The 12,503-nt window shown below is 64.8% G+C and carries 12 protein-coding genes; 5 read left to right on the top strand and 7 right to left on the bottom strand.

Features of this window, described 5'->3' with window-relative positions; all coding sequences use genetic code 11:
* Positions 1–85 precede the first annotated feature (85 nt).
* The 3 genes from HMPREF1478_RS06445 to HMPREF1478_RS06455 form a co-directional block, all read right to left on the bottom strand.
* Complete coding sequence (locus tag HMPREF1478_RS06445) at positions 86–1,234, bottom strand: branched-chain amino acid aminotransferase (RefSeq protein WP_016461267.1); 1,149 nt, start codon at positions 1,232–1,234, stop codon at positions 86–88.
* Between the two features lie 129 nt (positions 1,235–1,363).
* The gene (locus tag HMPREF1478_RS06450; protein WP_016461268.1) at positions 1,364–1,624 is read right to left on the bottom strand and encodes a Txe/YoeB family addiction module toxin; all 261 of its coding nucleotides are present in this window, start codon (positions 1,622–1,624) and stop codon (positions 1,364–1,366) included.
* A 2-nt stretch (positions 1,625–1,626) separates the two neighbouring features.
* On the bottom strand, positions 1,627–1,869 hold the full coding sequence (locus HMPREF1478_RS06455; protein ID WP_016461269.1) for a type II toxin-antitoxin system Phd/YefM family antitoxin: 243 nt from the start codon (positions 1,867–1,869) through the stop codon (positions 1,627–1,629).
* A 91-nt stretch (positions 1,870–1,960) separates the two neighbouring features.
* Between HMPREF1478_RS06455 and HMPREF1478_RS06460 the strand changes: the two genes are divergently transcribed.
* The gene (locus HMPREF1478_RS06460) at positions 1,961–2,458 is read left to right on the top strand and encodes a hypothetical protein (protein ID WP_016461270.1); all 498 of its coding nucleotides are present in this window, start codon (positions 1,961–1,963) and stop codon (positions 2,456–2,458) included.
* 164 nt (positions 2,459–2,622) lie between these two features.
* Here HMPREF1478_RS06460 and HMPREF1478_RS06465 read toward each other — a convergent pair whose 3' ends face one another.
* Genes HMPREF1478_RS06465 through HMPREF1478_RS06475 form a run of 3 tightly spaced genes read right to left on the bottom strand, consistent with a single transcriptional unit; the run spans position 2,623 to position 6,427 of the window.
* Positions 2,623–3,102, bottom strand: a complete 480-nt coding sequence (locus HMPREF1478_RS06465) for an S-ribosylhomocysteine lyase (RefSeq protein WP_016461271.1) — start codon at positions 3,100–3,102, stop codon at positions 2,623–2,625.
* A 3-nt stretch (positions 3,103–3,105) separates the two neighbouring features.
* Positions 3,106–5,076: a DNA primase gene (gene dnaG, locus HMPREF1478_RS06470; protein ID WP_016461272.1), complete on the bottom strand. Its 1,971-nt coding sequence runs from the start codon at positions 5,074–5,076 to the stop codon at positions 3,106–3,108.
* Between the two features lie 46 nt (positions 5,077–5,122).
* On the bottom strand, positions 5,123–6,427 hold the full coding sequence (locus HMPREF1478_RS06475; RefSeq protein WP_016461273.1) for a deoxyguanosinetriphosphate triphosphohydrolase: 1,305 nt from the start codon (positions 6,425–6,427) through the stop codon (positions 5,123–5,125).
* Positions 6,428–6,611: 184 nt separating this feature from the next.
* Here HMPREF1478_RS06475 and HMPREF1478_RS06480 point away from each other — a divergent pair, with 184 nt between their 5' ends.
* From HMPREF1478_RS06480 to HMPREF1478_RS06495, 4 genes are all read left to right on the top strand, one after another.
* The gene (locus HMPREF1478_RS06480) at positions 6,612–8,666 is read left to right on the top strand and encodes a glucose PTS transporter subunit IIA (protein ID WP_016461274.1); all 2,055 of its coding nucleotides are present in this window, start codon (positions 6,612–6,614) and stop codon (positions 8,664–8,666) included.
* A 194-nt stretch (positions 8,667–8,860) separates the two neighbouring features.
* On the top strand, positions 8,861–9,331 hold the full coding sequence (locus HMPREF1478_RS06485; protein ID WP_016461275.1) for a hypothetical protein: 471 nt from the start codon (positions 8,861–8,863) through the stop codon (positions 9,329–9,331).
* Positions 9,332–9,360: 29 nt separating this feature from the next.
* Positions 9,361–10,863, top strand: a complete 1,503-nt coding sequence (locus HMPREF1478_RS06490; protein ID WP_016461276.1) for a hypothetical protein — start codon at positions 9,361–9,363, stop codon at positions 10,861–10,863.
* Positions 10,842–12,077: a S8 family peptidase gene (locus HMPREF1478_RS06495; protein WP_016461277.1), complete on the top strand. Its 1,236-nt coding sequence runs from the start codon at positions 10,842–10,844 to the stop codon at positions 12,075–12,077. The genes HMPREF1478_RS06490 and HMPREF1478_RS06495 overlap by 22 nt, the downstream gene beginning before the upstream one ends.
* 53 nt (positions 12,078–12,130) lie before the next feature.
* Here HMPREF1478_RS06495 and HMPREF1478_RS06500 read toward each other — a convergent pair.
* Positions 12,131–12,503: DUF4853 domain-containing protein (locus tag HMPREF1478_RS06500; RefSeq protein ID WP_016461278.1), on the bottom strand; the 373-nt coding region annotated here is incomplete at its 5' end.

Here is a 12,503-nt window from a genome sequence, read left to right on the forward strand (position 1 = left end):
AAGGACCAATTTCGCACCGCGACCGCATAAAGAAGCCACGACCTCGTGCAATCGACGAGGCCGTGGCTCCCTCAAGCGATGATGCTCAGGCCAGGCGGTACGTCCAACCGTAGGGGTCCTCGGCGCGGCCCCACTGGATGTCGGTGAGGCGCTTGTGGATCTCGCGGGTCTTGTCGCCCACCGCGATCTCGACGTCGAAGTCGTCACCAGCCAGGCGAGTGATCGGGGTGACCACGGCGGCCGTACCGCAGGCGAAGACCTCGGCGACGTCGCCCGAACGGATGCCGTCCACGACCTCGGACAGGGCGATCTTCTCCTCGCGCACCTCCACGCCTTCGTCGCGCAGCATGCGCAGAATCGCGCTGCGCGTGCCGCCCTCGAGGATGACGCCGGTCAGCGAGGGTGTACGGATCGTGCCGTCCGCCATGACGACGAACATGTTCATGCCGCCCAGCTCCTCGAGGTACTTGCCCTCGTAGGTGTCCAGGAAGCAGACCTGGGAGAAGCCCTTGGCCTCGGCCTGGATCTGAGGCAGCAGGGAGGCCGCGTAGTTGCCGCCCGCCTTGGCGCTACCGGTGCCGCCGGGGCCGGCGCGGTGGTACTCGCGCTCCACCCAGATGGCCACGCCCGACAGCCCACCCTTGAAATAGGGACCCGAGGGGGAGCCGATGACGTAGTAGTCGACGACGCCGGCGGGGTGGACGCCCACGAACTCCTCGGAGGCAAACATGAAGGGGCGCAGGTAGAGCGACGAGCCATCAACGTCAGGAACCCACTTCACGTCGGCGCGCACATAGTCCACGAGGGAGGCCACGAAGTCCTCGCGGCTCAGCTCAGGCAGGGCCAGGCGGCGCGCCGAGTGGTTCAGGCGCGCGGCGTTGTAGCCGGGGCGGAAGGTCCACACGGAGCCGTCGGCGCGCTTGTAGGCCTTGATGCCTTCGAAGACGGACTGGCAGTAGTGGAAGACGGAGGCGCCGGGGGTCAGCTCAAGGGGGCCGTAGGGGATGACGCCGCGGTCACCCCAGCCGCCCTCGCGGGTCCAGCGCATGTGGGCCATGTGATCCGTGAACTTCTTGCCGAAGGCCAGGGTCGACATGATCTCGTTGTACTCTTCGGGCGTCGCCGGATGCGGGTTGGGGGTCAGGGGGAAACGACCGGCCAGCTCATCAGCGGCGGGAAGTACCTGGTCGCCGGCAGCCTCAAGTTCCGTGGGGGTATGCTGCGTCGATGCCATGAGGTCTCCTGTCGTGGTTTTTCACAAAGATGAAGCCAGAATATGCCCGCCGTCCGCAATGTGGCCGATTGATTTCGGCATGTGACCCACTCCCCCGCCCCCTGTGGACGTTCTCACCTCATGGAAGGCTCACTCGTAATGGGTCCACATGCGCAGGACACGGATAGTGCACTCTTCTTCGAATACCTCGTAGACAAGCCTGTGCTGAATGTTGATCCTGCGGGAATACATGCCTGCGAGGTCGCCCACGAGGCGCTCGTAGCGGGGAGGCGTCACAAAAGGATCCTCTTTCAAGAGCTCAATGAGAGCCTGCGCTTTCGTCCTGAGGCCACTAGCAGAGAGCTTCTTCGCATCCTTCGCGGCCTGCTTGGAGTAGACGACCCGCCACATCGCTACCACTCCACGTCATCGAGCGCATCGTCAAGGTCTTCGCGAGCGGCTTCCTTCAGACTGTCCGCCATTCCGGGAATCCCCTGCAGGTACAAGGTTTCCTGGATGGCGGACCAGTCTGCCTCGCCAATGAGAACGGCGTTTCCACGACGGCCGGTGATCGTGATGGGGGTCGACTCCTCGTTCACGGTGTCGATGAGCCGGTACAGGTCCGAGCGGGCGGCGGTAGCACTCACAGCAGTCATGATTGTTCCTTTCCACCCCCATCATAACGTACGCTTTTACGTACGTACAGGCCTGTGCGCACGATTTCTGCCAAAAGGATACGATCAACGCATGACGACTTTGCCTGACTCCCTTGCCTCGGCCCTGCCCTCCCGCGAGCGCCGCTCCCCCGGCCTGCAGTTGGAGGACGGGCGCTGGATGGCGGCCGCGAAGTCGGGCCTGTACGTGTTCGGCGCCGAGGCCTCGAACAACGAGGGAAAGCCCACCCCCGAGGTGTTCCCCTGGTCCGACGTGGCGCGAGCGCGCTGGGAGGCCGAAGGCTCGCTCTTCGCCCTGGAGTGGGTGGACCCGGCCCGCCCTGCGCTGGCGGGGCGCGGAAAGGGCGATCCGAAGGACTTCATGCGTCATACGAGCGAGTTCGTGAACCGCTCGATCGTCCTGCACTCCCAGGTGGAGGTGGGCAACGGAACGACGGTGACGGCGTGGGTGCGCCGCGGCGAGGACGGGCTCTTCTCGGTCCTGACGGCCGATGGTCCCCTGGACGCCGACGGGCAGCGCGAGGCGGATGCCCTGGAGGCACGCGTGCGCGACGCGGTCGGTCTCGACTGATCGACGAGGCCGGGGATCCCCATCGGGGCACACTCCCCTCACCCGCGTCCTCAGTCCCCTCACCCGCGCTCACTCGCGCGCACTTACGCACACGCACTCAGACGACAACGGGACCCATCCTCACCGGATGGGTCCCGCTTCCATGTTCAGACGAACGCCCGGAATCAGTGGATGACGTCGACGCGCTCGAAGGGGTCGAGGGAGAAGCCCTGCTCGAGGATCGCGCGGCTCCACTCGCGCGCGCTGAAGAGCGAGTGGTCGCGGTAGTTGCCGCACGAGTAGGCGTCGGTGCCGGGCACGTCCTCCCAGGTGACGTCCTCGGCGATGGCGTGCAGGGAGGAGGCCAGAGCCTCGGTCACCTCACGCACCGAGGGTGTGCCCCACATGATGAGGTGGAAGCCGGTGCGGCAGCCGAACGGCGAGCAGTCGATGACGCCGTCGATGCGGTCTCGCAGCAGGGAGGCCAGCAGGTGCTCGATCGTGTGCAGGCCCGAGGTCGGGATCTCCCCGGCGTTGGGCTGGATGAGGCGCACGTCGAAGTTCGAAATCTGGTCGCCCTTGGGGCCGGACTCCACATTGATGAGGCGCACGTAGGGCGCCTTCACGGCGGTATGGTCCAGGGTAAAGCTCTCAACTTCGGCCATCGGTTAGTCCCTTTCGGTGTAGTTTTGCCGGCGTTGCTCCAGGCGCATGAGCTCCCGGAACGTCTCGGAGTAGTTGGGGTCTTCCTCGTTCATGCGCGACAGGGCCGCGCGGGCCTCGCCGAGCTTACGAGTCAGGTCCATACGCACCATCGCGGCCACCACGCCGCGGCAGTACGAGCGCACATCGGCCTCGCCCGCGACGGGCAGGGGCGCGACGGCCAGCTGGGTGACGGCGGGGCCGATGATCTCTCCGGCGGTCTCAAGGATCACCTGGACAAAGTGGCGCGAGGCCGCGAGCGTTGCGTTCTCGCCCGGGCCGAAGTGGGCCTCGGCCTGGCGCATCATCTGCGTGAAAGCATCGAGGCCGCCGACCGCGCGGATCGCGTCGTGGACGGCGCGGTGCGTGGGCACGGTGAAGGACTGCCCGTCGAGCTCCTCGAAGCCGGAGCCCACGGCGAAGAGCGGGTGCTGGAGGACGGCCTCGAGTGCCTGGCGTTCGACGCGGCTCACCGGATCCTCGGGGCCTCGGCGCTCGGGCGTGGGGGCGGGACGGCCGGCACCCGCCATCTCAATTTCTCCAGGGCGGGCCTCGTGCGAGACGACCTCGACACGTCCGGCCGCGCGGATCGCCTGCTCGACCGTGCGCATGTCCATGCCGAGCCACCCGGCCAGCTGACGCGTGTACTCACCGCGCAGCGCACGATCCTTGATGTGCGCGACGATGCCGGCCGAGGCGCGCAAGCCCTGCACGCGCCCCTCGGCACTGCGCAGGTCCATCTGGGACAGGACAGAGCGGATCGCGAACTCAAAGAGCGGGATACGCGAGTTCACCAGGTCGACGATCGCCTGGTCGCCCTGAGACAGGCGCAGCTCACAGGGGTCCTGCCCGCCCGGGGCAACAGCCACGAAGGTCTGGGCCGCGAAGTTCTGATCCTCGCCATAGGCTCGCAGCGCGGCCTTCTGGCCGGCACTGTCACCGTCAAACGTAAAGATGACTTCGGAGCCATGCGCGCGCCCCGACGACAGGAGAACACCGGCAGCGGGATCCGCGTGGTCGCCCAGCAGGCGGCGAATGATCTTGACGTGCTCGGAACCAAAGGCGGTGCCACACGTGGCCACGGCGTTTGTCACACCCGCGACGTGCGCGGCCATGACGTCCGTGTAGCCCTCGACGATGACGACCTTGTGCTCCGTCGCGATCGTCTTCTTCGCCAGGTCCAGGCCGTACAGGAGCTGCGACTTCTTATAGATCGGGGTCTCGGGGGTGTTGAGGTACTTGGGCGATTCCTTGTCGCTGTCATCCAGGCGACGCGCTCCGAAGCCGACCGTCGCGCCCGTGATATCGCGGATCGGCCACACGAGGCGCCCGCGGAAACGGTCGTACACGCCGCGACTGCCCTGCGAGCCCAGGCCTGAAATCTGGATCTCCTGGTCCGTGAAGCCCTTGGAACGCAGGTGGCGCGTCAGGGAATCCCACGAGGCCGGGGCGTAGCCGACACCAAAATGCGCGCACATCGCCTGGGTGAAGCCGCGCTCGGCGAGGAAGGTGCGTCCCTTATGCGCCTCGGGGGAGGCAAGCTGGCGCTGATAGAACTCTTCGGCGACGCGGTGGGCGTCCAGGAGGCGCTGGCGCTTGCCCGGCTCCTCGGTGCGCACGCGCGCCCCGCCCTCCTCGTAATGGAGGGTGATTCCGGCCTTCGCCGCCAGCATCTCCACGGCCTCGGTGAACGGCAGGTGGTCCATCTTCTGTACGAAGGAGATGACGTCGCCGCTCTCACCGCAGCCAAAACAGTGGAACATGCCCAGGTGGGGGCGCACGTTAAAAGAGGGAGTGCGCTCGTCATGGAAGGGGCACAGGCCCTTGAGGGAGCCGATACCTGCGGGTCGCAGCGCTACGTGTTCGCCGATGATCTCGTCGATCTTCACTGCGTTACGTACCGCTTCGATGTCGTCCTTGCGAATCAGACCCGCCATGTCCCTCAGTCTACCGATGCCCGCCCACGTCTGCGTCCGATCACGCTCACAGCTGCGAGGACAGCATCCCGCACCAGCGAGCGTGCCAAGCGGAAGCCGACACGTCGGTGAGCGAGGCAACCTGGTCGATGACCGCACGCAGGCGCACGCCATCGTCGGAGGCGGCCCGCCACTGCGCGGCGAACACCGGCTCGAGAGCGTCGGCCCCGGCCTCGTACAGGGCGTCGACGAGGTCGGCGAGGAGCGTGCGCTGCTGGTAGTACACCGGCTCGGTCTCGCGCGGGCTCATGACGTAGTGGACGGCCATGCCCTTGAGGATCTGGATCTCGGCGCGCACCTGCCGCGGCACGACGAGGTCCGCGCGGTAGCGGCCCAGCGGCTCATCCCCGAAGGTTTCGCGCGTGGCGGCCACGGTCGCCGAGCAGAAGCGGCCGATCAGCTCACTCGTCGCATCCTTCAGGTGCGCGAGGGAGGCATAGGAGCCATCGAAGGAGCGCAGCCACACGGGCATGGACACGATGCGCTCGAGGGCCTCCTCCAGGTCCGAGCGCGCGACCGACGCCCCGTACCAGTCCAGGGTCGAGGCCACGACCGCGCAGCAGTGCGCGTCGTCGAAAAGATCGGAGGGATCCAGCTTGCGGGTCGCGACCGCGTCCTCGACGTCGTGCACCGAGTAGGCGATGTCGTCCGACAGGTCCATGATCTGCGCCTCCAGGCACCTCCTGCCGGCGGGCGCACCCTGCCGCATCCACGCAAACACGGGCGCGTCGTCGGGGTACACGGAGTACTTGCGCGTCGACTTAGCCAGGTCCGGGCCGCCGGCCTTCACCCACGGGTACTTGCAGATCGCGTCCAGGGTCGCCCGCGTCAGGTTGAGGCCCGCGGGAACGCCGCCCGTGCCGATGACCTTGGGCTCCAGGCGCGTGACGACGCGCAGGGTCTGGGCGTTGCCCTCAAAGCCACCGATCGAGGCGGCCGCCGCATCCAGGGCGCGCTCGCCGTTATGCCCGAAAGGCGGATGCCCGAGGTCGTGGGACAGACACGCTGCGTCCACGACATCCGGGTCGGCCCCCAGCTCCTTGCCGAGCTCACGGCCCACCTGCGCAACCTCGAGGGAGTGCGTGAGGCGGGTGCGCACGAAGTCGTCCGAGATCGGGCCCAGCACCTGCGTCTTTTCGCCGAGGCGACGCAGCGCCGAGGAGTGGAGGATGCGCGCGCGGTCGCGCTCAAACTCGGTGCGCTCGGAGGACTTGTGGTCTTCGGGCACCCAGCGCTCGGAATCGGCGGACGCGTACGGGCGGCGCGCATCGCCACCATCAACACCGGGGATCGCCAAGGAAAACTCATTCACGGGGCCATTTTACTAGGGAAACGCCTGCACAGAACGGGCCCCGGCCTCGTGACCGTCAAAGCGGCACAAATTACCCACAAAATACTGTGAGATAGCCCGTCGCCTCTGTCACTACCTGTTCAAACATGCTAATTGTCAAGTGTCGCATTCAGCGTCGAATCCTCATCCACGGAAGGAGTCCCCCGTGTCCAACACGGCACAGGAAATCCTCGATGCGGTCGGTGGTCCCGGCAACATCACCCACTTCACCCACTGCGCGACGCGTCTGCGCTTTGAACTCAACGACGCGTCGATCGTCGACAAGGACCGTGTCGAGGCCATTGATGGCGTCCTCGGCGCCGTCCCCCAGTCGGGCGATCGCTACCAGATCGTCATCGGCGGTGCCGTGCAGTCGGTCTTCAACGAGATCAACAACCTGCCGTCGATGAAGTCGGGCGCCACAGCCTCGAACGACGACGTCAAGGCCGCCGCCCGCGCGAAGGCCCGCGGCAAGAACGCCCTCGTCGACGCCTTCTTCGAGTACCTGTCAGACTCGTTCCGCCCGCTGCTGCCAGTCCTCCTCGGCGCATCTCTGATCCTGGCGTTCCTGGCAGTCCTCGACGCTCTCGGCGTCGTCGACACGCGCGCCGATGTTATCCCCGCGTGGCTGGGCTACGTGAACTCCATGTGGCGCGCGGTCTTCTACTTCCTGCCCGCAATGGTCGCCTACAACGCCTCCAAGAAGCTGGACATCGACCCCTGGGTCGGCACGGCCGTCATCCTGTCGCTGCTCACCCCCAACTTCATCGGCCTGAGCAACGTCTCCTCGTTCAGCGAGACAACCTGCACGAAGACCGCGCTCGGATCCGAGCAGTGCGTCACCCAGATCGGTTCCCTGCCCCTGCAGCTGGCCGACTACGGCGGCCAGGTCTTCGTGCCGCTGCTGATGGTGCCGATCCTCGCACTGGTCTACAAGGGCCTGAAGAAGATTGTCCCCGCGAACGTCCAGATGGTGTTCGTCCCCTTCATCTCCTTCATGATCATCATGCCGCTGACCGCCTTCCTGATTGGCCCCCTGTCGATCTGGATCGGTAACGGCTTGGGCGGCGGCCTGGCCTGGCTCAACGGCCACGCCCCCATCGTCTTCTCGATCATCATCCCAATCATCTACCCCTTCCTGGTGCCGCTCGGCCTGCACTGGCCGCTCAACGCCCTGCAGCTGGCCAACATCGCCGCGACGGGTTCGGACTTCATCCAGGGCCCCATGGGCGCGTGGAACTTCGCCTGCTTTGGCGCCACCGCCGGCGTTCTCTTCCTGTCCATCCGCGACCGCGACACCGACATGCGTCAGACCGCATCCGGCGCCCTGGCTGCGGGCCTCTTCGGCGGCATCTCCGAGCCCTCCCTGTACGGTATTCACCTGCGCTTCAAGCGCATCTACCCGCTCATGCTCACCGGCTGTGTCGTCGGTGGCCTGGTTATCGGCATCGGTGGCGGCGCCACCACGAATACCTTCGTGTTCACCTCGCTGCTGACGATCCCCGTCTTCACCCCCATGGCCGTCTACGGCCTGGGCGTCGCCGCCGCGTTCATCACCGCGTTCCTGATGGTCGTTCTGTTCGACTACCGCACGAAGGAGCAGAAGGCGGAGGCTCGCGCGAAGAAGTCGCTCCTCGAAGACGACGCCCCCGCGCCTGCCCCGGCAGCCACCCCCACTGCGTCGGCTGCTGCGCCTGCCGCCGCTCCGGCGGCCGATGCTGCTCCCGCTTTCAGCGACGAGGCGAAGGCTGACCTGACGCTCACCTCCCCCATGGCGGGCACGATCGTTGCGCTGTCTGACGTGGCCGACGAGGCCTTCGCCGCCGGCGCGCTCGGCCCCGGCGTTGCTCTATCCCCCGCCACCGGCGCCGTCGTCGTTGCCCCGTGTGACGGCAAGGTGACGGTTGCTTTTCCGACCGGCCACGCATACGGCATTAAGTCCGCCTCCGGCGTCCAGGTGCTCATCCACATCGGTATGGACACTGTGAAACTGGAGGGCCGAGGCTTCACGCCGCGTGTCGCGAAGGGCGACATCGTTCGCCGTGGCGACGTTCTAGCTGAGGTCGATTGGGACGTCATCCGCGAGGCCGGCTACGACACGGTCACCCCGATGGTCGTCACGAACAAGAAGAAGTTCGGCGAGATCACCCCGGCCGCTCCCGGCCCGGTGGGTATCACCGACACGGTCGTGACGGTGTCCCCAAAGGAAGCCGCACAGTGAGCCTGTGACGCGAGAGTGGTGGGCGAGCCAATTGGCTCGCCCACCATTTTTTGTTGCATCGGTGGTAACCGTAGTTCTTTCGTTGATACCGCGCATATTCTTGCACAAGCGCAAGCGAGGCAACTAGACTGTTGACCATTCGGTTACCTTGCCGCAGGAGTGCAAGGTTCCACCTATCGAAGGAAAACGGAGCGATGCCAGACGTTGCATTCGACTCAGAGCGCCACGCGCAGGTGAGTGGCGACATGAGCGCCGGGGGTGGCGAACTCACCACCTCCGCAACATCAGCACTGATGATTGCCACAGCACAGATCTTCGGCCACTGGACAACTGAGAGCGCGGCCCAGAGCATGGGAAATACCGTGCGCTCGTTCCTCACGTCCTTCTCGACGAACATGCAGAACGAAGCGCAGTATTTAGGCGACCTCGATGCGAAGGTCGCCCAGGCTGTCTCTGACTTCACCGGCACCGAAGAAGATGCCCGCGCCGCGATGGCGGCAGTCGGCACCGCCCTGCTAGCACTGAACCAGGGCGAGAGCGCACATCGGGTGTACTCAGATAAGAGCATTGAGCAGATCACCAGCGAGAATCCCCCTGCCGAGACTGCCGATGAGTCTGGCGACAGCGAGGGTACGCCTTCCTACGGCGCTCAAAGTGAAGTCTGAGCAGTATTTTCAAGGAAGAGAAAAACGCTATGGTGTCATCACCCATGTACGACCGGCTCATGGAGTTCGCGAACAGTGCGCCGGACAACGAAAAGCTCTACGGCTGGGACGACGAGCATTCCGCCATCGTCAAGGCCATCCGAGAGGCGCGCGACAAGGTCGAGCACTTCAAGGAGTACCAGGGGTTCACGGGCCAGGCCGGCCAGGCTATGTCTGACGAGGCCGTACGTGCAATCAAGCGCTTTGACAAGCAGGCCAACTACTACATGACCGGCATGTCCTACTACGTTGAGGCACGGCGCGCGATCATGCTGGCCGCCGAGGACGCACGCCAGCTCTCCCCCACGCTGCTGGACCCCATGACGGAATCCCTGCGTCACGCTGGCGAGGTGACCATCCCCATCGCCTCAAAGTTCGGCTTGCCCGGCAAATTCGTCAATTCCCTAGTGGCGGACGGGCTGGCTTACGTGGAGGGTGTCGAGGCTCAAGCCAATGCTCAGCGCGAGGCGAAGGCCACGGAGATCATCGAGCGCTTCGAGTCGACGATGAACGACCTGAATGCGAGGCTGCAGAGTCACAGCGAAGCAGGCGTCGACGGCCCGGAAGAAGGCGGCGATGAATGGACCCCGATTCCTGAGCTCCCCGAGGACGCCGCCGACGCCCTGAGGAAGGGGCACATCGTTATCTCACCCCACGAGGGTGGCGCCTACGGTCGTTCCCGGTCGGATGCCTTCGGCAACGCGGGCATCCGCAGGGCGGACTCGGGTCTGTACCCGGGCGGTTACGACGAGGGTGGGGACATCAATCAGCGGGTCATGCAGTCTCCGCGCATCCCCAACCGCTACCTACCCGAGGGCGACCTCGGATCGCGCACGAACCCCATCACCGACCCTCAGGACCTCATGGACCTGGACCTGCTGCACACCCGCGTCAACGGCGATCGGCACGCGAACGGGATCATCGGCGGACATACCCCCGCTCCCCCGATTGATCGTGATCATCCTCTCTGGGGGCTCAATGCGGCGCGCGCCGCAGAGGCTCAGGCTGCTGGGCGCCTCGGCGGCGCGGGCGTACTTGGGGCTGGTGCCCTGGGTCTGCGTGGAGCCGCACGTATGGGCGGATCCGCGTTGAGTGGCCTCGGGCGCACGGGGGCCCTCGGTGCCAGCGTCACTGGCCGGATGGGAGGGGGAGCGAGCGCCTCTCCGCTGCGCACCGGATCATTCAGCGGTACAGGCATGGGCACCTACACGCCTCCGGGCGCCGCCACCGGGGCGGGTTCATCGGGACGGAGCGCGGGAGGGCCTGCGGGACAACAGGGCGGCTTCATGGGCGGTTCCGGTGCAGGTGCTGGCGGAGCCAAGAACGAGAAGAGGCGTCGCCGCCGCAGGTACGAGGCCTTCCACGTTGAGGACGAGGAGGACGACGGCATGCCGCGCGGATACGTTAATCCCCTCTCGCAGACCTACGGCTCGGATCGTACGATAAGTCCGGCGAAACGCAAGGACGACGGATGGGATATCAGCCAATGGTAAGTACGCGCGTGTTTTCTCCGATTGGCCAGGTTTTTAACCTCCGCACTGCGGGTACCCTATGCGCCACGCTAGCACTCACGGGCATCGCCACCGCCTACCAGGCTGTTCCCACACGGGCCGACGACCGCCAGATCACGTCAGCTGACCAGGCCTACTACTCCTACTATCACCTGGACTCGGCACGAGCCAAGGGGTACACGGGAGCAGGCGTCACCATCGCGATCATCGACGGGACCGTCGACACCTCCGTCCCGGAGCTTGCGGGAGCAAACATTACGGATAAGACCCCCTGTACCGTTCACTCGAGCACAGAGCATGCGGCACATGGGACTGCGATTGCCGCTTTGCTCGTCTCCAACAGCTACGGCATTGTTCCGGACGCGACCCTGCTGTCATATAGCATGCTCGATCCAACAAGTCACGCCGAATCCGATTGCACTGCCCCCTCAGGCTTTCCAATAAACATTCGACCATCCGATCTATCCTCGCTGATCAACCACGCAATCAACGACGGCGCAACCATCATTAACCTGTCCTCCTCCACCAGTTTACGCAGCGAAGATCTCAAGTGGGCAATCGCCAGATCAATGTCCCAGGGCGTCCTTATCACAGCTTCGGCAGGTAATGAGAGTCGTGATGAAAATGAGGATCACCTGTCATGGTGGTCAGGTGTGATCGGCGTTTCCGCCATTGATACCGACGGAAAGTTCGCTTCCTACTCCTCCTGGGGGCAGGGAGTCACGACAACAGCTGTCGGAGGTCCAATCGCATACCATGATCTAGCGACCGGGACGGTCAGGCAAAATCGTGGTACCTCGTTTTCAGCCCCTATTGTCGCCGGCGCGCTCGCGCAGGCACGCGCCAAGTGGCCCAACGCGACCTCGAATCAGCTCCTCCAGCTCCTCATCAATACTGCGGTTGGGCACGAACAAGGATGGAATCAATACGGCGGTTACGGTGCGGCAAACCTCGGCGGAATGCTCAACACCGATCCGAGCCAGTACCCTGACGAAAACCCACTGGCCGACAAGGGTGGCGGATCGAGCCCAACCCCCGAAGAGATTCAGCAGTACACCGATGGACTGGTTGATCCGAGCGAGATCGCGTATGACAACTCCTACGCCTATCGGGGCCTCGACGAATCTCAGGCAACGAACAAGGACAACCCCTATCCCACTCATCTGGGAACCAGCCCTCGCTACCACGCGAAGTAGGTCAGTGAAGTAGGTGGGGTGCCGGGCTCACGCCCAGCACCCCACCCACTTTTTTATTGCTCCCTGTATTTCTCCGTCAGCTCCGGGGTGAGCCACTCCGGCACCCGCCCCTCCAGCGGCAAGAACATGGAAGGATTCTCACTGGAACCATCGCTACGTAGAGGACCCGCCGAGTAGAACGTCGTGCTCTGAATACCCACATGGGTGACGACATCGACAGACGCCGCGTAACTCGCGTTCGTCCACAAGAGCTGAACCATCTGCGAGTCACGCTTCTCCGACAGCGTGAACCCCAACGGCTTCAGCTTCTCATCGTAAACATCACGAATACGATCAGCGTCAGTTTCAGAGAAGGTATACGAGCGAGACATCAGCCGATAGAGCGGCGTGCTATCGGGGTACAGCTCATCAATGAAATCGTTCGCA

The sequence above is a fragment of the Actinomyces sp. HPA0247 genome (assembly GCA_000411415.1).
Taxonomy (GTDB): domain Bacteria; phylum Actinomycetota; class Actinomycetes; order Actinomycetales; family Actinomycetaceae; genus Pauljensenia.